The organism is Gemmatimonadaceae bacterium (assembly GCA_020846935.1).
Classification (GTDB): domain Bacteria; phylum Gemmatimonadota; class Gemmatimonadetes; order Gemmatimonadales; family Gemmatimonadaceae; genus RBC101.
In genome coordinates this window covers 18,954-41,537 of record JADLCY010000010.1, presented here as the reverse complement: position 1 = coordinate 41,537, position 22,584 = coordinate 18,954, and the positions used below count along the sequence as shown (strand labels likewise).

Below are 22,584 nucleotides of genomic sequence, written 5' to 3'. Positions count from 1 at the left end.
CATGGCCCGCCGTCCACTCGTCAGGCGGCGACGATGCGCGCCAGCGTCACCACCTGACCCGCATGGCGCGCCGAATGCTCGGCGGCGTGGAAGACGAGGCCGAGGGTGGTCGAAGGCAAACGCTGGCGTCCGACCTCACGGGCGTCGAGCAGGCTCGCCGCGGGAATGCCTTCGAGGCGGCGCAGCGCGGCGTCGATCCCCGACGCAAACGCCTGAAGCAACTGCGCTCGGGCCGGACGTTCGTCGTGGACCGTACGTTCGGCGCCTAACGCGTGCAGTTGCCCGGGCGACAGAGACTCACCCTGCGCGTAGGTCAGGAGCCGATCGAGGCTCCCGACGATGTGCAGCACGTGGAAGCCAATGGCCGCCACACCCGCGGGCCGATGCCAGAGCTGCTCGTCGGTGAGCAGAGCGACAGCGCGTTCGACGTCCTCGCGCACCTGCGCGATGGCGTGTGCCGCCGGCTGAAGGATCGGGTCGATGCCGGGCATCGCGCCGCGCAGCCAGACCTCAGGTGTAGACATTCCGTTGATGCGCGTTGGGGTGAGGGACGGCACCTATCAATACGACGGGCCTGAGCGCCCGACAGCAGAACGCGAAACGCTCAAGGGGCGTCGCGATGTGTTCCGGCTCAAGGTAACCGCGCGCCCGCGCGGTGTGTGCCGACTACGGCCGGACCACGAGCGTGAATCCGAGGACCGTCAGCGCAATCCCATGGCCCAGGAGCACGACCGCGTGAGGCACACGCCGCTGTTCGAGCATGTTGTCGCTCGGGTCATCGGGATTGACGTGGATGCGCACGCCCAACGCGTCCGCCGAGTGCACGCGCATGTCCGCGGCATCGCCCCGACGGCTGAGCCTGGCGGACGGGCGTCGATCGCCGAACCATGCAAGTTGGCTGCGATCGCTGCGGTACGTGCGTCCGCCGACCTCGTAGCGATATGACAAACGCCTCACACCACGACGGCGACGACGCGCATCAGCATCCACATTCGCGGGAATGACCTGCCCGATGACAATGGGCCAACGGCGTGCGCGCGAGCCGTGAATCAGCGACGCCGCGCCGATGGCAATGGCAGAAACCCCGAGCGCCACAATGAGGGCGCCGGCGATGGGAGCGTTCGCGTCCATGTGAGCGCGCCAATGCAAGGTCCGTGCACAACCTGGGTAAGGCACGAGACGAAGCGGGCTCGGCTGCGTCTGCGGTCATACAATGCGTTTTCGTACGGAAGACACGCAGCCCCGCTGCGCCTCGACCCCTGCAGGACCAGCGGACCGTATGGAACCTGGGCCTCTTTGACGGTGGGAGAGGTACACGGTGGTGTACGGTCACGGCTGCGAGTACCGGGGCGCCCCGGTGCGTGTGCCCCCGGAGTACCGGGGAATCATCTACATCACGACCTCAGGGCCCACCGCAGCGTGAGATGTCCTGCGCGTGGGCGAAGGGTCTTCGTCGATCCTCAGGACGTGCTATCGACGCGATCGCGGGCGCGCGGCGGCGAACCAGGCGCGCGCGACACCAGCCGCAATGGTGGCCGGCTGCGCACCGTCCGCATTGGTGAGCACGATCACTGTCAGGCTGTCGTCGACGAACCGGGCCATTTCCGCGCGAAAGCCCGGCAACGAACCGCCGTGGCTCACGGTCCGATGACCATCGAGCGAGTCGAGCTGCCACCCGAAACCATAGGCGTAGGTCGCGCCGGTGGTGAGTTGCACCGGCGTCCACATCGCCTGACGAGTCGCGCGCGTGAGCACATCGTCGCGATAGAGGGCCGCGTCCCACTTCGCGAGGTCGAGCACCGTGGACAGGAACGCGCCGCTTGGTCGCAATGCCGTGAACTGCGTTGCCGGAGCAAAGCGGGCGTCCCTCCACACGTAGCCCTTCGCGCTCCCGGGCACCGGCTCGCTCGTCGTCGTTTGCGTCGACGTCATGCCCTCAGGCGCAAAGACACGGCGCGTGAGGAAGTCGGCCCACGACGTGTTCGAGACCCGGGAGATCACGTCGGCGAGTGCGAAGTAGCAGACGTTGCAGTACTGATACCTGGCCCCCGTAGGGAACTGCAGCGGCTGCGAGTACGCAGACTGCACCACGACGCTGTCTGGCTGGATGCGCAGCGGGTTGAACGCCGGACCTTCGCGCAGGACGCCGGAGGTGTGGGTGAGAAAATGACGAAGCGTGATGCCGCGCCACGACTCGGGGGTTCCGGCAAGATAGTTCGAGACGGGATCGTCGACGCTCAGCCGACCGTCCTGGGCCAGGAGCATGATGCCCGTCGCGATGAACTGCTTGCTGACCGAGCCAATCTTGAAGACCGTCGTCGGCGTCACAGGCACACCAGCTTCGACGTCCGCCATGCCGTAGCCCTTCGCGACGACGACCTTGCCGGACTTCACGACGGCGATGGCAACGCCGGGGATGTGCATCCGCGCCATCTCGGCGGCGACGAAGGCGTCCACGCTGTCGGGCGTCGACGGCGAAGGGGTCGGGCGCGTCGCGGGCGCGGCCGCCGCCTGGAACAGCGTGAACGCAACGGTGGCAAGGGTGGTGATCACGCAGGGCTCCGGTCGGTGGGCTCCAACGAGGATGTGCGGCACGGGGCACCGGCCCGTTGCCTGGCGGGTTCCCCGTGCTGCGAGGTCCACAGGCGCCCGTCGCGTGGAGTATCGCGCTGGCCACGCCGCGCGCGCCATGGTAGTACCCCGCGGGCTGCGCCTCGCGGAGCGCGCCACGGGTCGACGCCTGACGACCAACGCAAAGCCGGGCGGCGCGCCTCGACGCACCGCCCGGCTGGGGACCGCGCGACCTCTACCGCGTTTCGCGCGCCAGCTTCCTGATGGCGTCGGACATCCATCGCACGCGCTCGGGATCCTTCGCGCCCGCGACGTCACGGTCGACCTCCCGGGCCAGTGCCGTAAGGGCCGCCTTGCGCTTCGCGCCCTGCTGCGCCTCGGCGGCATCGAGGGCGGCACCTATGGCCGTGGTGCGCGCCGCGGTGAGTCCCTGACCGCGGACGAGCTGATCGAGGTAGGACCGCACCACCGGGAACGCCGCCGGCCACTCGATCTTCGGCTGGCTCTGCGGGTTGTACTCCACGAACCGCACGAGCTTTGCCGCCTCGATCTCGTTCTTGCTCAGCTGATCGCTCGGCTCGAGTTCCATGATGTCGAAGCCGCGCGCGAGTTCCGAGGAGTAGATGTAGCCGTTCCAGTAGTATGCGCCCCACGATCCGCCGATGGTTCCGCGCCCGCGGTTGCCTGGCTGCTGCTGCGGCGTGAGCGGAACGTCGACGCCCGGCGGCGGGTCGATCGAGCCACGATCGAAGTAGGCGAGTTCCACCGGCTTGTCGGCATTGGTGAAGTCCATGACACTGACGCCGCCCTGGTACCACCCCTGCACCATGACGTCACGGCCCGGCACGGGGATGAGCCCGCCGTTGTGCGACACGCAGTTCTCCTCGGCGGACTGCGCGGTCGGGATCTTGAAGTAAGCGTGCTGTTTGTACTTGCGGTTCCGGTCGATGGTGAGGACAGTGTTGCCGCCCATCTCCATCATCGAGTTGGCCTGGCACATCGGAGAGGTGCCGCCACCCCATTCGTCGGTGAACACGACCTTCTTCCCGTCGTTGGAGAACACGGCGGTATGCCACAGCGAGAAGTTGGTATCGGCCTTCGCATCGATGCGGATCGGCTTTTCCGGGTTGGAGACGTCGACGAGGAGGCCGTAGCTGCCGCAGGCGCCGGCGAGGAGCTTTGCCGCGGGGTAGATCGTCACGTCGTGGCAGTTGCGCGGGCCCGTGGGCATCGGCGCGGGGCGCGTGGAGTCACCGCCGGGCGGGCGGAAGCGATTCGGGCGGCTGGCGGCGCGCGGCGCCGCGTCGAGCCCGGTGAAGATGCGCGCGCCCGTCACGACTTCGGCCTTCTCCGGATGCCGGATGTCGACCTTGATCACGTCGAGGCGGAAGAGCGAATTCGTCTCGTCAGCCGGATCCGTACCTTCCCTGCACCCGGCGACCTCTGTGTTCGGACGCGCCCCCTGGCTCCCGGAGACGTAGATGTAGAGGATGTTCTTGTCCTTTGGGCTCGGCATGAGCGTGTGCGTGTGCGATCCCTTGCACGTCTGCACGTTCTTGATGAGCCGCGGCGCCGCGGGGTTGGAGACGTCGAAGATGCGAACGCCCGCCATGTGATCCTTTGGATCGGTCACGCCACCCTTGGCGCAGTCGTTGCGATTGCCGGCGCCCTCCGCCGAAATGAACAGCAGGTTGCCAACGATCGTCGGGTCGCCCTGCGAGGTGATGCACTGCACCGTCGACACCAGCTTGGGCGTCGCCGGGTTACTCACGTCCCAGATCATGAAGCCGGCGAAGTTGCCCTGGTAGACGTACTTGTCGCGGAACGCGAGATCCGAATTGACGAACGTGAGTCCGCGCGTGGAGTCGAACTCGGCGGGTTTACCCGATTCAGAGACGAGCCGCATGTTCTTTGCCGCGACGCCTGCGTCCTTGAGGCCGGGCGTGAGTTTGCTGCGTGGATCGTCCTTGCTCGGGTAGGTCTGCGCAGCAAGGAGCGTTGGAACGGCGAGCGTGACGACGAGTGCGAGCGCTCTGCGGGGAAGAGACATGGTGTCGATGCGGGGAAGCGGGATCGTGCGAGATGAGCGGCCGTGGAATTGATCCACCGGTGCGAGACGCAGCAAGCGGGGCCGTGCAGCCGCGCGGGTGGCCCCCACGGAATCCATACGTGGGCCGTCGGGTGGGCGTTGCAGGGGGCTCTGACGCTCCATGCGGCCCGGTGGCGGTCAAGCCCAGCGTCGACAAGCGCTTGAGTGCGGAGATCACCCGTCCTGCGCCTCCCTGAAGGCGGAGGGCGTCTGCTTCGCGTGCTTCTTGAATGCGTGGTTGAAGGTGGATTTGGAGGCGAATCCTGCGTCCATGGCGAGCGCGAGTATCTTGAGCGTATGGGCCTCTCCGGCCGTGATGCGGCGCTGGACTTCGCGCACGCGATAGCCGTTCACGAAATCGTTGAAGGTCTGGCCAACATCGGCATTGAGCACCTCCGAGAGTTTGTGCGGTGTGGTTCGCACGCGCGCAGCGAGATCGGCCAGCGTGAGATCGCTGTCCTTCCATGGCTGGTCGCGATCCATGACCGCCTCCAGCGCCTCACGCAGTTGCGTGGACTCCTTCGCTCCCAGACCTGACCGCTCGTAGCGCGCCGCCGCCTCGCGGTGTTCCGGCGGCGCCACCGGTTCCGCTGTCGAGTGGAACTCGGCGCCGAGGTGCTCCGACGTGTCGTAGCGGAACACCTCCGGCTGCCGCAGACCCTTGTAGCCGATGGTGTAGACGACGGCCGAAATGGCCAGCGCCACCCAGTCGTTGCGCAGCCCGCGCCCGAGCGTGGTGAGTTCCAACATGGTCGCGAGCACCCACGTGGCGGCGCCTGCACCCGCCAACTGGAGGAGCCAGGTCAGGTTGACCCGGGCCGTGTTTGAGTAACTATGCTCGACGCGCCTGCGGTGCCCGCGCAGGAACAGCACGGTGGCCACGGAATAGCCGAGCCCCAGCACATACTTGAACGGATCGATGATGCGAATGGAGAGGGGCGCGTTGCCTGCCGCCATGTGCTCCGCAAAGCGGATCTTCTCCGCACCACTCATCAGATACACCGGCGTCGCGACGACCAGGGTCATGATCAACGGTACCCCGTGCCACAGGTCGCGTGGGCTCAGCTGCCAGTCGCGGTCGCTGGCCGCAACCGCGTACAGGTACAGCACCGGACCGAAGACCCATGGCAGGTGATACGCCAGCCCGAGCAGATGCGGCATACGGCGAAACAGCCCCGTCGCGAAGTACACGCCAGAGGCCAGGTACACCGTGAATGCCAGGACGAGGGCGGCGAGCAGCCGATTGGCCGTCCGGTTGTGTCGCTGAGCGACGAGCGCTCCGACAAGGGAGAGCCCCTGAATGGCTCCAAGCAGGGACGCCAGCTGGATCCAGTCGAGTGTCAGGCCAGCCATGCCGCCAACCTAGACGCCCCGCCCACGACGGTCCAGTGCGGCTCGATCGCCGCACCGGACCCGTCGACGTACTACCGGCCGAGCCCGACCTTGAGCGACAGCGTGGGAACGCTGGCGACGCTGTACTCGACGCCCAGTCGCACGAACGCGAGTGACACGGCTGCCCCAACCATGCCCTGCACCCCGATCGCGCGCTCGTCCTGGAGTTGTACCACCGAGGACCGCTCTCTCGAACTCGAGAGGTAGGTCGAAACACCGGCATACGGCGACACCGACACGCGCTGCGTGATGTTCATCGTTCGGCTTGCGAGGGCGTCTGCGCCATACACGGTGAGGCCGATGTCTTCAGGACCGTACAGCGACATGACGCTCAAACGCGCGGCCATACCCCAGGCGCTGGCAGCATCCGTCAGGCTGTGCTGCACCTGTCCGGCGATGAAGCCGTAGTTGGCGCCCGGGCTCTTGGTGACGTAGAGGCCGATGTCCGTTCGATCGCTCACGCCCGATCGAACCATGATGCCCGGAAACCGGAGTGCGGATCCCTCGAACAGCCAGTGGGTGGAGTCGGGGTGCACGAACGTATCGTTCCATGCCGCGTCTGAGGCATCGATCGCCGTCCCCCACTGCAGGGCCGCGACCTCGACGTGCCCCCGACCCAGGGGCCGCGCGTCCGCGAGGGGACGGAAGTAGGCGACCAGGGCCGCCTCACGGGTGAACTGACGCCAGGCCTTCCGGGTGAGCGACGGATCCAGCTGAAAGGAGCACTCTCGCCACCTGTCGTTGACGTGGAGGTGGGGGCCACCAGCGTGCACCTGACCGGGATCGCTCCCGGCATGGGCGGACGAGGTGACGGAGGTCTGCGCGAGCGCGGGGACGTGCAGCACGACGGATGTCACGAGCGCGACGACGGTCGTTGGGAGAATTCGCATGAGGCCAGGACTCCAATAGGTGTTGGTGGCCGCACGCCGCCTTCGAGCCGCGCCGGCCGCAGTAGTGGCCGAAAGGTGCGTCTTCGAACGCGTGAGGTCGTCCGGACCGATCGGATCGGACCTGTTCCCCGCCTTTGGTGCGGCCGCGCCAGCGTCGCCGCCCCGAGAACGGGGCGGCGCAGGCGTGGCGCTGCGATGGTCAGGGCTGGAACGGGGGGCCTGGCGGACGCGGCGGCGCAATCATCTCGTAGTTGGCCGGCGGCTCCTTCCCCAGCAGATACTTCACGAAATAGTCCCACCGCTTTCGCGTGGCGAACACCGGAAGTCCGTGTGGCGCGTCGGGAAACACGAGGAAGTCGAAGTTGGTCTTGTTCGCCTTGATCAGCGCATCGACCACCTTGGTCGTGTTCGCTGGATGCACGTTGTTGTCGAGGTCACCGTGCATGAGCAGCAGGTGCCCCTTGAGGTTCCTTGCCAGCGTGTAGTTTGCCGCCGAATCGTAGGAGGCTTTCTCGTACGGCCCCTGATAGCGGCCCGCCCAGTACCACGCGTAGGTATCGGGATGGTGGTTGCCCGAGGTGCTCACGGCGACCTTGTAGAAGTCGGGGTAACGCAAAATTGCGTCCGTCGACGCGAGGCCACCGCCGGAGTGCCCCCAGATGCCGACCCGGGTGATGTCGATCCAGTCGTGGCGCGCGGCGAGCTGACGGATGGCCGCGACGTGATCGGGGATCCCGTTGTCACCCATGTTGCGATAGTAGAAATCGTGGAACGCCTTGGACCGCCGCGGCGTGCCCTGGTGATCGATCTGCACCACGATGAAGCCAAGCTCGGCGATGGCCTGCGGCTCGCCGGTACCCGACCACCCCCAGCGCCCGACGCTGCCGACCTGCGGCCCCGGGTAAATGTGATCGAGGATGGGATACGACTTCGTCGAATCGAAATGGCTGGGCTTGTACATCAGCCCGTACAGGTCGGTGACGCCGTCGCGGGCCTTGACGGTAATGATGGTCGGCGGGCGCCAACCGACGGACTGCAGCAACTCGGCGTCACCGCGACCCAGTTCGAGGATCACCTTGCCGTCGACCGCTGATCGCAGCTGAATGATCGGCGCCTTGTCCACCGGCGCAAAGTTGTCGATGAAGTAAGGGCCCTTTGGCGTGAAGGTGATCGCGTGATCGCCGTCCTCCGGAGTCAGCGCGGTGACGGCGCCACCGTCGACGTTCACCTTGTAGAGGTGCGAGTAATACAGAAAGCCGGGATCGCGGCCCCACGCGCTGAAGTACACGTTCTGCGGCGCAGTACGCGTCGCGCTGTCCACACGGAACAACCGATCGACGACATACGGGCCGGACTCGATCTGATTCTTCACCGCGCCATCGGTGCCGATGCGATAGAGGTGACCCCAACCGTCGCGTTGCGACCACCAGATGAGGTCATCGCTCCCGCGCGCGACCTCCCAGTTCTCGCGCCCGAACGTGTGGGAGAGCTCGACCCAGGTCGCGGTCGAGTCGCGGGTCAGGGTCCTGGCCTCGCCGGTCCTCGCGTCGACGAGGTGCGCCGAGATGCGACTGGGGCCGCGATTGGCGTTGAGGGCGAAGTAGTGATCGCCCGCCGCGTTCCAGTACGTCTGCGTGCTCACGGTGGTCTGGGGTGTGGCGGCAAGCTTCGCGGCCACACTCGTGCGATCCGTGACGTCGATGGAGTACAGCACGTGCGAAGGCACGACCGAATCACTGGGCACCGCGTAGTGGTAGCTGCGGTCCACGGGCTGATCACCGGTCGACGAGTACATCGGGTAGATGCGCGTGCGCCGGTAGTCTTCGCGGTGCACGGTGAACCGCCGGGAGTCGCGCGTCCAGTTCACTGGCACGCGCGTGGGCCGTGGCTTGGCGGTATCGGCAGCGACATTGCGATCGGTGCCGCCGTACGCGAACAGGCGCTCACCGTCCGTGGTGAGGGCGATCGACCCGCGCGGCAACGGAATCGAGTCCTGACGCGTGGATCGCGCGCGACCACCGCGTGCATTCCGTGCCGCCGTGTCGCTGCGCGCGCGGCGCACCGAGTCTGCGGCGGCGACGGCGTCCGAATCGGAGAGGGCCGCGGGCCGCAGGTAGAGGTTGTAGCGCCAGGCAAACACGTCCCAGCGGCGGTCCGGCGACCGGTTTGCCCACGTTGGGCCCTGCTTGAGCGTGCGATCGAGCGCCCAGTCGATACTGTCGCGCGCGGTGCAGCGGTAGCTCGCCGGGTCGCAGCGCATGGCCTTCTTGTGCAGCAGAAGTTCGATCGCCCTGCCCGAGTCGATCGGAATGAACGCCGGAAACCGCGCCGGATCGACGATGGTGTCCGCCGCCACCGAGAGAACCGCGGCCATGCGAGCCTGGTCGAAGTACACGCGCCGTGCCGCGCGTGCCGGATCAACGAGGTAGATCGTGCCTCGATCGTTCTTGCCGCCCGAGGTATAGACGAAGCGCACGCTGTCTTCGAGCCACTGCGGCGTGATGTTGGCGCCGAGCACGTAAGCGCCCGCGGTGCGGATGACGTCGGCGCGGTGGTAGTCGACGTCCTGCGCGCGGCTCCCGAGGGGGATGGCGAGGACGAGGGCAGAGATGGCGATCGATGGACGCATGGGGAGCGAGGGAGGAGACCGGCGAAATATGCTGCCGGTACCGGCCACGCGACCCCCGCTCAGTAGCCGACCGCCATCCCGTCCTTTCGCGGGTCGCTCCCGGCAGCGTAGCCCTTCGGCAACCGGATGATCGCCTGAGCGCCACCAAAGGCGAGTGGCGGCTGCTCGATGAGCACGTGCCCCATGGACGTGAGACCCGAGCGCACCGCGTCGCTCACGGTAGCCTCGAGGGCAACACGCAGCCCGTCGTAGTGGCGGAATCGCGCGGCGTCGATCGCCGACTGCAGGTCCATGCCAAAAACAAAGTGATTGAGCAGGAACTGCACATGGCCCTGCGCCTGTACGCCGCCTCCCATGAGCCCGAAGCTCATGTACGCCTCTTCCCGCCCCCCGACGTTTCGGGTCACGAATCCGGGGATGAGCGTGTGGAACGGACGCTTGCCCGGCGCCGCGGTGTTCGGCAGGTCCGGCGTCAGCGTGAAGCCGGCCCCGCGATTGTGCAGCGCGAAGCCGGTCCCCGGGACCACGATCCCCGAGCCGAAGTAGTCGTAGATCGAGTTGATGAACGACACCATGTTGCCCTCGGCGTCCGCGGTCGTGAGGTACACGGTTTCGCTCTGCGTGCGCAGCGGCCCGGGATCGACGCGCTCCTGCGCGCGCGTCGCGTTGATCCGGCTCCGGCGCTCGGCGATGAACGCGTCAGACAACATGCGCTCTGCCGGCATCGCCAGGTGATCGGCGTCGCCGACGAACCGGTCGAGGTCCGCGTAGGCCAGCTTCTTCGCCTCGATCAGGTGATGCAGATACGACGCCGAGTTGTGCCCCATGGCCTTCAGGTCGTACGGCTCGAGGATTCGCAGCATCTCCAGCGCCGCGATCCCCTGATTGCTCGGCGGCAGCTCCCAGACGCGATACCCCTGGAACGGCACGGATATCGGGGTCACCCACGTCGGCGCGTTCTTGCGGAGGTCATCGAGGGTGACGAAGCCATTGAGCGCGGCGAGTCGCTCGACGATGCGCTGGCCGAGGGCCCCACCGTAGAACGTGCCGATCCCCTGATCGGCGATCTCCTGCAGCGTGCGAGCGTAGTCGGTGTTGCGGAACCACTCGCCCGCCTTCGGCGCGCGCCCGTTCGGGAGATAGGTCGCCGCGGCGGCTGAGTCGCGCCGGAGAAACGACGTCTGGGCAGCCCACTGCGCCGCGATGATCGGCGAGACCGGGAAGCCGTCTCGCGCGTACCCGATGGCTGGCTCCAGCGCCTGCGCCAGCGAGCGACGACCGTGCGTCCGCAGCAGGAGATCCCAGCCGGCGAGGGCGCCCGGCACCGTCACCGACAGGACGCCCTGCTGCGAGCCGGCACGGAACCCGCGCGCCAGCAGCGCCTCGCGCGTCATGAGGGATCCGGCTCGTCCACTCGCGTTGAGTGCCACGAGCTTCTGCTCGCGCGCAAGCCAAACGATGGCGAACATGTCGCCCCCGATACCGGTCATGTGCGGCTCGGTCACGCTCAGTACGGCGGCCGCTGCCACGGCGGCGTCGACGGCGTTGCCGCCCTGTCGCAGCACCTCGAGACCCGCCGCCGACGCGAGGGGCTGGCTCGTGGCGACCATGCCACTGGGCGCGTAGACGGTGGAACGGCCCGCAAGCGTGGTGGGTCGCTGTGCGCCGAGCATCGGAGGCAGGACGGCCAGCGCGACCGACGCGCCGATGGTGGCAATCGCGCGGCGTCGAGACATGCGGACTCCGTCAGGGAGGAGGTGGACCGGCGTCGGTGGAACGGTCGGGGACGCTGCGGGTTTCCTGGTCCGAAGTCAAGCGGTGTCGACGGCGACTGACCGGCGGCCCTTCGGGCCGCCGGCATCGCTGCGCGCTACCTGGCGGGAAGCTGCGACAACATCTGTCGCATGACTCCGATCTCGGCCGTCTGTACGCTTACCACGTCGTTGGCGAACACGTTGACATCGACTTCCTGTCCGGCGCGCGCGGTGGCGAAGAGGTCCCTGACCATCTGCAGCGCACCTTCGTGGTGCACAATCATCCCTTCAAGGAAGGCGCGATCGAACGCTACGCCCTTCACCGCGTCGATCCGGGCGAGCTGCTCGTCGGTCAACATTCCCGCCATGCGCATCCCGCGCCACGATCCGGTGTCCGGCGCCGTCTGCCCGTAGTGGACGAGCCATTGCTGCATGATGCGGATCTCGGCGACCTGGGACTGATCGATCTTGGTCGCGAGCCGCAACACGCGCGGGTTGGCGCCGTGGGCCTCGGCCATGCGCGACATGTAAATGGCCTGGGCGTGGTGCGCGATCATCCCCTGCATGAACTCGACGTCGGCCGCGGTATACGGCGCGCCAGCCGGCACGACGATGCGCTGGTGGCCGGCCATGGAGTGCTGTGCCGAGGCAGTCGGAGCCGTGAGAACCGACGCGCCGAGGGCAAGCGCGAGGGTGAGGCGGAAGGTGGCGGTCACGAGGCGGGGAGAGTCGGGGTCATGAAGGATACGTCAGGGCGCCGGTGTGCGTTGCAGTCGGCTCGTCCCTTGGGTCGGGGATTTGCGGACCTCGCCGTGCCCCGGTGGGCGCGCTCGAGCGCGTCGGCTCGCGCCGCGTGAGGCGCCAGGTGGGACGTGCGGGGAATCGCGCCTCCTTCGGGCGCATCCTTGCGATAAACGACGATCGCGGTCGTTGATGTTTGCGACGACGAGCGGCCACAACCACGCGGATCGGCGCCCGTCGCGCATTCGCGGTCTCGTCGTGTCCGACGCGTTCGTCGGCTCGCTGCCGCCGCTTCGCCCACCCTGGGGATACTCGAGATGGAAGGGCTCGCGGTTCGTGGCCGGTTTGGCACTCCGTCATCTGATGACCTGAGCAACTGCGCGCTGCAGGAAGGCAACTCGTCCCTCATCGATGTGTGCCGTGGCGGCGATTGCATGACTTCGCAGACGCGCCCTTGACTGCGAGCGCAGGGTTACGTTAGGATGGTCGCACAATCGAAGCCGTGGTGATTTGCCGCCTATTGCCGCCACGTAAAACAAGGAGCTAAAACGCGAGCGCCCGGCGGCCTTGTCCTGCCGGGCCTTGTTGTATGTGGTCGTCGCGCCTTCGGTCGCGACCTCTCGCTACGACTCGCCGATCGGCGGCTCTACCGCTCGTTCTCGGAGAGTCGTTGGATGTCCGCAGCACAGGCTTCGCTCCCTTCCACGGGAGTTTCCCCGGCGTCGGCAGGTCGCATCGCCGACGCGTCGCCCCCCGAGATCACCGCCTGGGCCATCGAACGTTTTGGCACGCATCGCCTGGCGGTCACGACGGGCTTTGGCATGGAGGGCTGCGCGCTGATCGACATGGTCGCGCGCACCGGACATCTGCTGCGCATCACGTACCTCGACACGCACTTTCTCTTCAGCGAGACGCTGCGTCTGCGTGATCGGCTGGTCCGTCGTTACCCGACGCTCACGTTCGTGAACGAGGGGACGCCGATCACGCCGGCCGAGCAGGAGGCGGTGCATGGCCCGGAGCTCTGGGCGCGCGATCCCGACACCTGCTGCACGATCCGCAAGGTCGACCCGATGGCGCGGGTGATGGCGGACCACGACGTCTGGATCACGGCGATCCGTCGCGGACAGACCGACGGTCGCGCCAGCATTCGCGTGGTCGAGTGGGACTGGCACTTCGACGTGCTCAAGATCAGCCCGATGGCCGCGTGGTCGCGCGCCGACGTGTGGGCCTACATCCGCGCGAACGACGTGCCGTACAACGAGCTGCACGATCGCGGCTATCCGTCGCTTGGCTGCACGCATTGCACCGTGGCCGTGGCCGGATCGCTCCCGACGACCTATTCGCGCGCCGGGCGCTGGGCCGGGCGCGACAAGACCGAATGCGGTCTTCACCTGCCATCAACCGGGGAGGCCGCCTCGTGAGCACGACACTCGGTGACGACGTCGAGGGCGGCCCCTCGTCCGTGGAGCTCGTCAAGCTGCAGAGCAATCGCCTGCGTGGCACGCTGCGCGAAGCAGTCGAATCGCCGGAAGCGCGATTCAACGAGACCGATGCGCAACTGCTCAAGTTCCACGGCGCGTACCAGCAGGACGATCGCGACCAGCGCACCAAGCGCGGCGAAGCGCGCGAGAAGCACTGGCAGATGATGGTCCGCCTGACGATTCCCGGCGGCGCCCTCACCTGGGAGCAGTATCTCGCCCTCGACGCCCTGGCCGACCGCGTCGGCAACGGGACGTTGCGACTGACGACCCGGCAGAGCATCCAGTACCACGGCGTGCTCAAGGGCAACCTCAAGCCGCTGCTGGCCGCGGTGAACGACACGCTGCTGACGACGATCGCCGCCTGTGGCGACGTGTCGCGCAACGTGATGGCTTCACCGGCGCCCGTCGACGACGAGATCCATCGCGACGTCCTTGGCGTGGCGCGCGGCATCGCCACCGAACTGAGGCCGAGCACCGGGGCGTATTACGAGATCTGGCTCGATGGCGAGGCCGTGACCGACAGTCGGGACGAGGAGCCGGTGTACGGCGACGCCTACCTGCCGCGCAAGTTCAAGACCGGCGTGGCCATCGACACGGACAACTCGGTCGACATCTACAGCTACGATTGCGGCCTTGTCGCGATTACGGCAGACGGACGCATCACCGGGTACAACCTGGTGGTTGGCGGCGGCTTCGGCATCACGCACAACAAGGCGAACACCTTCGCGCGGCTCGGCAGCACCATCGCGTGCGTCGACCCGGAGCACGCGGTGGCGGCCGTGCGGGCAGTGTGCGAACTGTTCCGTGACGCCGGGAACCGTTCTGACCGGCGGCAGGCGCGCCTCAAGTACCTGGTGGAGCAATGGGGCGTCGAGCGTTTCACCGAGGAGCTGCGGCGCCGCGTGCCGTTCACGCTGCACCCGCCGGCGCCGGTCCCGCCACCTCGCCAGCACGACTTCCTGGGCGCGCACCCGCAGGGCGACGGGACGTGGTTCTTCGGCGTGTTCGTGCCTAACGGCCGGATCGACGATGGCCGGATCCCGCTGCGCACCGCCCTGCGGGATCTCGTGCGCACCCTTCACTGCAATGTGCGCATCACGCCGATGCAGAGCCTGATCTTCACCGACCTGCAGCGTGACGAGGTGCTGGCGGTGCGCCGGTTCCTCACGCGGCACGGCGTGCCGCTCGAGACGGACCTCACGAACCTGGTGCGGTACTCCATGGCGTGCCCGGCGATGCCTACCTGCGGGCTCGCGCTGGCGGACAGTGAACGCGCGCTCCCCGGCGTGCTCGAACAGCTGGATGGCGAGTTCCATCGACTGGGCATCCAGGACGTCCCGCTCACGGTGCGCATGACGGGCTGTCCCAACGGGTGCGCGCGCCCGTACAACGCCGACATCGGATTCGTGGGCCGGCGGCCCGGGGTCTATCACGTGTACGTGGGCGGCAGCCTCGGCGGCGACCGGCTGGCGGACCTCTTTGCCGGCGACGTCGGCGTCAGCGACATCGTGAGCACGTTGCGCCCGCTGCTCGAGCAGTATGCGCGCGATCGAACGACCGGGGAGGCCCTCGGCGACTTCTACCAGCGCGCGCTGTTGCCGCGCCCGCCCCGCGCGCTCCTCACCGGGCGCGAGCAACCTACCGCCGGACAGTTTCAGTGATCCCGCTGTCCGTCGCCAGGGTCGACCTCCGCACCCTCTCACTGCACGACCGCATCGCGGCCGCCGACCACGCGGCGGCGGCCGCGGAGGCGCTGGCCGGAGCGCCGGCCATCGTGCTGCACACGTGCGAGCGCTTCGAGGTCTACACGTCGACAGCCGGCGGCGTCGATGCGACGCTCGTGGCGTGCGGCTTTGACTGCGTGGAACGGGCCACCGGCACGGAGGCGTTCCGGCACCTGCTGCGCGTCGCCTCAGGCGTGGCGTCGCGCATCCCGGGCGAGCCGCATGTGCTCGGCCAGGTGCGCGCCGCCCTCGGGAGCGCGCTTGCCGCTGGCGTCGCCACCCCCGAGCTGGCGCACAGCTTTACGGCCGCGATTCGCGGCGCGCGACTGGTGCGGGAGCGTTCGGCGATCGGCGCCGGCGAGGGCGGCTATGCCGCGCGTGCCGTGGCGACCGTCGCGACGACCTTCGAGAACACACCGGACGCACACATCGTCGTCGTCGGGTCAGGAGCGATGGCGCGCGAGGTGGCGCACGGGCTTGCCCGGGCCGGCCTCACGCGAATCACCATCGCCGGGCGACACCTCCCCAGTGTGCAGAACATCGCCGCGCCCATCGATGCAGCCAGCGTCGAGCTCGCGGTGTTCGCCGAGGGACGCATCGAGAGCGACGCCGTCGTTGCGGCGGTCTCATCACGCCGACCGATCCTGACGGCAGCCGGGCTTCGCGCCTCGGGCGCTCGACTGGTCGTTGACCTTGGCGCCGTGCCCGGCATCGGGCCGGTAGACGCAGCCCTCGGACCGACCATCGTGCGCCTCGAAGATCTCGCCGGCGATGTCAGGGGCCGGGTCCTCGAAGACGCGGAGCGACTCGTCGAGCAGGAGGTGGCGCGCCATGCCGCGCGCGCCCTCGCGCGCCGCCAGCCTCGCGACCTGTCGGAGCGCCGGGCCTCATGACGCTCGACCTGGATGTCATCCTTGCGGCCCACGGCGCCGGTGACGCCTCAGAGGCGAACGATCGCGTGCGGCGCTGGGCGCGTGACCTCGAGGCGTCGCAGGTGGGCGTGCGGGTCCTCACGGCGTTCCACCAGGGCACGCCCTCGTACGACGACGCACTCGACGCCGCCGATCGCGCGCACCGGATCGTCATCCCGTGCCTGACGAGTGACGGGTTCCACGCGGCCCGCCTCCGCGAAGCGGCAGCACGGGCGGTGGAGCGATCGGGGCGCCCGATCCATGTCGCCGCGCCGATCGGCACGAGCGGCGCGGTGGTGCTCGGGATCGCGCACCGCGTGCGGGAACGCCTGCGCGCCGTGGGCGGGGAGCCATCGCGCACGCTGATCATCGTCGTCGGGCACGGGACCGCGCGGTTCCCGGGGAGTGCGGAAGCGACGCGCGAGATCGTGCGCGCGCTGCCGCGCCTCACGCGGGCGCGCGCCGAAGCCGCGTTCCTCGACGAGTTCCCGACGGTGGAGGACGCGATCACGGGCGCTCGCGGGTACCGCACGCTCATCGTCGCCCCGTTCCTCGTCGGCGGCGGCGCACACGCGACAGCTGACCTGCCCGCGCGCATCCGGGCCGCCAGCGCCACGCGCGGAGACGACGGCGTGCAGGTCGTCGCGATCGACCCACCCGGCGACGCCGAAATGATGGAGGCGTTCGAGGGGGCGATCGACGAGGGGCGCCCGGGTCGCACGGTGGTGCGAGCCGGGGCCCGTGACTCCCAGCTCTCCCGCCGGCAGGTCGAGCTCTTCGCGCGCGCCGTCGCACCACTCGGCGTCGACGTGAGGCTGCGCAGCATGTCCACGGCGGGCGACCTCGACCAGGAGACGCCGCTCTCGTCCTTCCCCACGGACGATCCCTTCACCGGGACGATCGACGCGGCACTGCTCGCCGGCACCATCGACGTCGCGGTGCACAGCCTCAAGGATCTCCCGCTCGACCGGCCGGGCGATGTGCACGATACCTACCTGCCGAGAGGATCTGCGTTCGACGTGCTGGTGAGTACGGCGAACGTCGCACTCGATGCGCTCCCCCCGCGGGCACGTATCGGCGTCTCCTGCCGGCGACGCGCGCGCCAGGTGCAGCGGTTGCGGCCGGACGTGCAGGTGGTCGCGATCCGAGGCGCCGTGCCCGATCGGCTGGCCGCACTCGATCGCGGTGACTACGACGCGCTCGTGCTCGCCGAGGCCGGACTGGAGCGCCTCGGCCTGGCCAGTCGCATCGCGCAGCGCTTCGCGGTGACGGAGGTGACGCCGGCCCCGGGGCAGGGTGCCATCGTCGTCCGATGTCGCGCGGACTCCTCCGTGCGTTTCCTGCTGCGGCAAGTCGAGGATCGCGCGACGCGGCTCGCCGTGCAGGCCGAACTGGCGTTTGCGCGCCACGTCAGTGGCCGCGAGGGCGCGGTCGCCGCGGCCCTGGCCACGGTTCGCGGTGAGGTGATCGAACTCCGGGCACGTCGCCTCGACCGCGATGGCGGCGTGCTCGATCGCACGGTGAGCGACGTCGAGCCCGAGGCGGTGGCGCGCGCGGCCGCCGATTTCAGCGACGAGTCCAACGAACGGCTGCAGCGAGGTGCGCGATGACGGTGCGACCGGGTACGGCCTACCTGGTGGGCGCCGGGCCGGGACACGCGGGGCTCATCACGGTGCGCGGGCGCGACCTGCTCCGGCGCGCGGACGTGGTGCTCCATGACCGGCTCGTGGATCCCGCGCTCCTCGATGAGGCGCCTCCCGGCGCCCTGATCGAGAGCGTGGGCAAGTCGTCGCGCGGTGACTCCGGGACCCAGGAGGTGATCAACGCCGCGATCGTCAGGCACGCGCTCGCCGGCCGCGTGGTGGTGCGGCTCAAGGGTGGTGATCCGCTCGTCTTCGGTCGCGGGTGGGAGGAACTGCTTGCGTGCCGGGACGCCGGCGTTCCGTGCGAAATCGTTCCAGGTGTCTCCAGTGCGCTCGCCGCTCCGGCCGCGGCCGGGATCCCCGCAACCCTCCGTGGCGTGGCGTCGAGCGCGGTCATCGTGGCCGGCACGGCACTCCTCACATCGCCGGATCCTCTGCCCCGCGCGGACACGACGATCGTGCTGATGGGAGTGGGTGAACTCGATGCGATCGCGGCGCGGCTGATCGCGTCCGGCATCGATCCGCAGACGCCGGCGGCCCTGGTGGAACAGGCCACGTGCCCTGGGGAACGCGTGGTGAGCGCCGCGCTGGCCGAAATCGCCCGCCTGGCGGTGGCCGAAGGTGTGGCTGCGCCGGCGGTGCTCGTGGTCGGGCTGACGGTGGCCGAGTTGCAGCGACAGCGGCGCGTCGGGCCGCTGGCCGGGTGTCGGGTGGTCATCACCCGACCGCACGAGGCGGCGCGTGAGCTCGCGGACAACCTGCGTGCTGCCGGCGCCGATGTGATCGCGGCCCCGTTGATCCGCATCACCTATGCGCAGCCGGACGTGACACGTGCCCTCGCACACGCGGGACCGCGACCGTGGATCGCGTTCACGTCGCGCCACGGCGTGCGCGGCTTCCGCGGAGCGCTCGAGCATCACGCCGTGGACGTGCGGGCCCTGGGGAGCGCGCGCCTCGCGTCGGTGGGCCCGGTGACGTCCCGCGAACTGCTGAGTTGGGGTCTCCGGCCGGACGTGCAACCGGACGTCTTTCGCGCCGACGCGCTTGTCGACGCCCTTCGTGAGCGCGTCGCCCGACACGAACGCGTGCTGTTCCCGTCGGGTACGCTCGCGCTCGACACGCTGCCCCGCGGGCTTCGTGCCGCGGGCCTCGAAGTGACACCGATCGAGGTCTACCACACGCAGGAGCTGCCCCTCGCGCCGCGCGCGCACGAAGCGATCGCACGCGGCGTGGACGCGGTGCTCCTTGCCTCGCCCTCCGCCGCACGGGCGCTCGGCGCATCCGGGGTACAACCCGGATCGGCGGTCGCCGTATGCATCGGTGAGACGACGGCCGCGGCGGCGCGCGCGCAAGGCTGGTCAGTCCGCGTCGCGAGCACGCACACCGACGCCGGGATGATCGCCGAGCTGATCGCGCTGCGCTCGACCGCGGTGGCCGCGTGACGACGCCCGTATTTGCGCGGCACACGCGCCTGCGACGTACGCCCGCGCTGCGCGCGCTGTTGCGCGAGACGCAGCTCGAGCCGCGCCGTTTCATCGCGCCCGTGTTCGTCACCGACGATGACGCGCTCGCCGGCCCCATCGCCGGGTTGCCGGGGATCGCGCGGTACCCCGTGCGTGATGTCGCCGCCGCCGTTGCCGCCATCGACGCGTTGGGCGTCGGCGGCATCCTTCTGTTTGGTGTTCCGGGCCGGAAAGATGACGATGGCAGCGGAGCGGTGTCGCCCGACGGTGTGGTGGCGCGCGCGCTGGCGACGATACGCGGCGTGGCGCCCGGCCTGGTCATCGCCGTGGATGTATGTCGTTGCCAGTTCGCGCCCGACGGCCAATGCGCGGTCATGGGAAACGGCGGCATCGATACCGATGCGAGCCTCGACTGGATCGGGCGCGCGAGCGTAGCCGCCGCGAACGCCGGAGCCACGCTGGTGGCGCCGAGCGGCATGATCGACGGTGCAGTACAACAGATCCGCGGCGCGCTCGATCGTCATGGTCATGGCGACGTGGGCATCCTGTCGTACGCCGTGAAGCATGCGTCCGGGCTCTACGGTCCGTTTCGCGAAGCCGCACGCTCTGCACCCGGCCAAGGGGACCGGCGCAGTCACCAGCTCGACCCGTCCAACGCGCGTGAGGCGCTCCGCGAGGCTGCCAGCGACGTGGGAGAAGGCGCCGACATCCTGATGGTCAAGCCGGCGCTCACGAATCTCGATACGCTCGTCAGGCTGCGCGCGACGTACCCGGGCACTCCGCTGGCCGCCTTCGAGGTGAGCGGAGAATACGCGATGGTGCGCGCCGCGGCCGATCGCGGATGGCTGGATGAACGCACGGTCGCACTCGAGGCGCTGACAGCGGTGGTTCGCGCTGGCGCCGACATCGTCGTGACGTATCGGGCCGTCGAGGCCGCACGTTGGCTCCAGGAGGACAGGGCTCGATGACCTTTGCAGCAGCAGCGGAGTTGGCGGCACGCGCCGAGCGGGTGATGCCCGGTGGCGTGAGCTCGCCCGTGCGCGCCCTCGCCTCGGTGAGTGACGCCCCGCTCGTGCTCGAGCGAGGTTCGGGCGCGCACGTCGTCGACGCCGATGGCGCCAGCCTGATCGACTACATCGGTTCGTGGGGCGCAGCGATCGTCGGGCATGCGCATCCGCATGTCGTGGACGCGGTGACGCGCACGCTGCGCGACGGTCTGGGGTTCGGCGCCACGCATCGACTCGAAGTCGCGCTCGCTGAGGAAGTGGCGCGCCGCGTGCCGGTCGCCGAGCACGTTCGGTTTACCTGCAGCGGGACGGAAGCGGTGATGAGTGCGGTGCGTCTCGCGCGCGCCGCGACCGGGCGTTCGCAACTCGTCACGTTCGCAGGGTGCTACCACGGACACGCCGATGCGGTCCTCCCGGCCGCTGGGTCCGGGCTGTCCACGCTGGGTCTGGTGACGGCGCACGGTGTTCCATCGAGTGTGGCGGCCGAGACGATCGTATTGCCGTACAACGATGTGAGCGCGCTCGAGGAGTGTTTCGCCCACGGCGGCGACGGTGTGGCCGCGGTGCTCGTCGAGCCGGTGGCCGGCAACATGGGTGTCGTGCCGGCTACCGCGGAGTTCCTGGGAGCGTTGCGCCGTCTGACCCGGGCGCATGGCGCCCTGTTGATCTTCGACGAGGTCATGACCGGCTTTCGCCTGGCGCGCGGCGGGGCCATCGAACTGACCGGGATCGAGCCCGACCTCGTGACGCTGGGCAAGGTGCTGGGTGGCGGGCTTCCGGTCGCTGCGTACGCCGGGCGCGAGTCGGTGATGCGGCTGATCGCCCCGCGTGGCCCGGTGTACCAGGCCGGCACACTGGCCGGCAATCCACCGGGCATGGCCGCGGGGCTCGCGACGCTCGAACTGCTCGATGCCGATGCGTACGTGCGGCTCGAGCGTTCCGGTGCACGGCTGGGCGCGGGGCTCGCGACGATGCTCGGGCGCGCTGGCATTCCGGCGCAGGTGCAGCGCGTTGGCTCGATGCTCACGGTGTTCTTCGCGCCGCAGCCCGTGCTCGATCACGACGATGCAAAGGGCGCCGACCACGCGGCGTTTGCGCGTTTCTTCCGCGGATTGCGCCGAGCCGGGGTGTTGCTCCCTCCGAGTGGCTACGAGAGCTGGTTTCTGTCGTTGGGGCACGACGACGGTGTGGTCGATCGTACGCTCGAGGCGGTTGCGTCCGTGCTCGAAGTCCCCTCGACGGTCGCCTTTGACGCGCCGGCGCGCACGGCACCGGCCGGACCAGCGCCCTCGGTACACGCCCGCGTGTTCGACAGCGTCGTCGACATGCTGCCTGACGAGAGCAACCCGTCGCCGCTGGTTCGCATCAACAAGTTGAACCCGGCACCCGCGTTTGCGCTCTACGCCAAGCTGGAGTGGATGAACCCGCTCGGCTCGGTGAAAGATCGCGCCGCGTGGGAGATGTTGCGCGACCTCGAGACGCGCGGTGTGCTGGGTTCCGGGGCACCCGGGCGCGGACTCGTCGAGCCGACGAGTGGCAACACGGGACTGAGCCTCGCGGCTCTCGCCGGCGCGCGAGGGTACGCGATGCGGGCCGTGGTACCCAACAAGGTGCCCCTCGAGAAAAAGCTGCTGTTGCGCGTCGCGGGCGCAGAGCTGGAGGTGATCAACGACGAGCTGTGTCCCATGCCCGGACTCGGCGACGGCTCGATCAACATCGCCAGGTCGCACGCGCGTGCCCAGCCCGATCGATACGTGATGCCGAATCAGTACGCCAACCAGGCCAACGTCGCAGCCCACGCGCGCACCACGGGGCCCGAGATCTGGCGCCAGACTCGCGGGGCCATCACGCATCTCTTCGTGACGCTGGGCACCTGCGGCACGGTGACCGGGCTGGCGCGGTGGCTGCGATCGCGTGCGCCCGGACTGCGGGTGATCGCCGTGCAGCCGTCGGAAGGCCATGACGTCCCGGGACTGCGCAACGTCTCGCAGCTCGACGCGACGGAGCTGTTCGACGCGTCGCTGATCGACGAGATCATCGAGATCGACTTCCGTCTCGCGTACGAGCGCGCCCTCGACCTTGCGCGTCAGGAGGCACTGCTCGCGGGTCCGAGTTCCGGGCTCGTGCTCGAAGGCGCCCGCCAGATCCTCGCGCGCGATGTCGGGCTGCGCGGCGTGGGCGTGATGGTCTTTCCCGACAACGTGTTCAAGTACGCCGCCACGATGGCGCGCCACCTCCCCGACCTCACGCGTGGCACCACGCTGTGAGTCGGCACCCTTCACCCGATCC

The 22,584-nt window shown here is 68.9% G+C and carries 16 protein-coding genes and 1 riboswitch; of the genes, 7 read left to right on the top strand and 9 right to left on the bottom strand.

Features of this window, described 5'->3' with window-relative positions; translation table 11 throughout:
• Window positions 1–20: 20 nt before the first annotated feature.
• The 9 genes from IT361_11500 to IT361_11460 form a co-directional block, all read right to left on the bottom strand.
• Window positions 21–524, bottom strand: coding sequence for a DinB family protein (locus tag IT361_11500; GenBank protein ID MCC6318304.1), 504 nt, complete (start codon window positions 522–524; stop codon window positions 21–23).
• Between the two features lie 142 nt (window positions 525–666).
• A complete protein-coding gene (locus IT361_11495) occupies window positions 667–1,131 on the bottom strand; it encodes a DUF3592 domain-containing protein (GenBank protein ID MCC6318303.1) in 465 nt (154 codons plus the stop codon).
• 339 nt (window positions 1,132–1,470) lie between these two features.
• Window positions 1,471–2,553, bottom strand: coding sequence for a beta-lactamase family protein (locus IT361_11490; GenBank protein ID MCC6318302.1), 1,083 nt, complete (start codon window positions 2,551–2,553; stop codon window positions 1,471–1,473).
• A 253-nt stretch (window positions 2,554–2,806) separates the two neighbouring features.
• The gene (locus IT361_11485) at window positions 2,807–4,621 is read right to left on the bottom strand and encodes a hypothetical protein (protein MCC6318301.1); all 1,815 of its coding nucleotides are present in this window, start codon (window positions 4,619–4,621) and stop codon (window positions 2,807–2,809) included.
• Window positions 4,622–4,834: 213 nt separating this feature from the next.
• Window positions 4,835–6,013 (bottom strand): helix-turn-helix transcriptional regulator, encoded by a 1,179-nt coding sequence (locus tag IT361_11480; GenBank protein MCC6318300.1) that lies wholly within the window; start codon window positions 6,011–6,013, stop codon window positions 4,835–4,837.
• Window positions 6,014–6,084: 71 nt separating this feature from the next.
• Window positions 6,085–6,942: a hypothetical protein gene (locus IT361_11475; GenBank protein MCC6318299.1), complete on the bottom strand. Its 858-nt coding sequence runs from the start codon at window positions 6,940–6,942 to the stop codon at window positions 6,085–6,087.
• 199 nt (window positions 6,943–7,141) lie between these two features.
• On the bottom strand, window positions 7,142–9,571 hold the full coding sequence (locus IT361_11470; GenBank protein ID MCC6318298.1) for a prolyl oligopeptidase family serine peptidase: 2,430 nt from the start codon (window positions 9,569–9,571) through the stop codon (window positions 7,142–7,144).
• Between the two features lie 59 nt (window positions 9,572–9,630).
• Complete coding sequence (gene ggt / locus IT361_11465; protein MCC6318297.1) at window positions 9,631–11,307, bottom strand: gamma-glutamyltransferase; 1,677 nt, start codon at window positions 11,305–11,307, stop codon at window positions 9,631–9,633.
• A gap of 134 nt (window positions 11,308–11,441) precedes the next feature.
• Window positions 11,442–12,041, bottom strand: a complete 600-nt coding sequence (locus IT361_11460) for a DUF305 domain-containing protein (protein MCC6318296.1) — start codon at window positions 12,039–12,041, stop codon at window positions 11,442–11,444.
• A 517-nt stretch (window positions 12,042–12,558) separates the two neighbouring features.
• Window positions 12,559–12,633: riboswitch (SAM riboswitch) on the top strand.
• 107 nt (window positions 12,634–12,740) lie between these two features.
• Between IT361_11460 and IT361_11455 the strand changes: the two genes are divergently transcribed.
• The 7 genes from IT361_11455 to hemL are packed head-to-tail and all read left to right on the top strand — an operon-like array spanning window position 12,741 to window position 22,562.
• The gene (locus tag IT361_11455) at window positions 12,741–13,487 is read left to right on the top strand and encodes a phosphoadenylyl-sulfate reductase (GenBank protein ID MCC6318295.1); all 747 of its coding nucleotides are present in this window, start codon (window positions 12,741–12,743) and stop codon (window positions 13,485–13,487) included.
• The gene (locus IT361_11450; GenBank protein MCC6318294.1) at window positions 13,484–15,208 is read left to right on the top strand and encodes an NADPH-dependent assimilatory sulfite reductase hemoprotein subunit; all 1,725 of its coding nucleotides are present in this window, start codon (window positions 13,484–13,486) and stop codon (window positions 15,206–15,208) included. The genes IT361_11455 and IT361_11450 overlap by 4 nt, the downstream gene beginning before the upstream one ends.
• A complete protein-coding gene (locus IT361_11445) occupies window positions 15,205–16,164 on the top strand; it encodes a hypothetical protein (protein MCC6318293.1) in 960 nt (319 codons plus the stop codon). The genes IT361_11450 and IT361_11445 overlap by 4 nt, the downstream gene beginning before the upstream one ends.
• Complete coding sequence (gene hemC, locus IT361_11440) at window positions 16,161–17,792, top strand: hydroxymethylbilane synthase (protein MCC6318292.1); 1,632 nt, start codon at window positions 16,161–16,163, stop codon at window positions 17,790–17,792. The genes IT361_11445 and hemC overlap by 4 nt, the downstream gene beginning before the upstream one ends.
• Complete coding sequence (gene cobA / locus IT361_11435; GenBank protein MCC6318291.1) at window positions 17,789–19,267, top strand: uroporphyrinogen-III C-methyltransferase; 1,479 nt, start codon at window positions 17,789–17,791, stop codon at window positions 19,265–19,267. The genes hemC and cobA overlap by 4 nt, the downstream gene beginning before the upstream one ends.
• Window positions 19,264–20,256: a porphobilinogen synthase gene (gene hemB / locus IT361_11430; GenBank protein MCC6318290.1), complete on the top strand. Its 993-nt coding sequence runs from the start codon at window positions 19,264–19,266 to the stop codon at window positions 20,254–20,256. Before cobA ends, hemB begins: the two co-directional genes overlap by 4 nt.
• Window positions 20,253–22,562 carry a glutamate-1-semialdehyde 2,1-aminomutase gene (hemL, locus tag IT361_11425; protein MCC6318289.1) on the top strand — a complete coding sequence of 770 codons (2,310 nt, stop codon included), beginning with the start codon at window positions 20,253–20,255 and terminating at the stop codon, window positions 22,560–22,562. Before hemB ends, hemL begins: the two co-directional genes overlap by 4 nt.
• Window positions 22,563–22,584 lie beyond the last annotated feature (22 nt).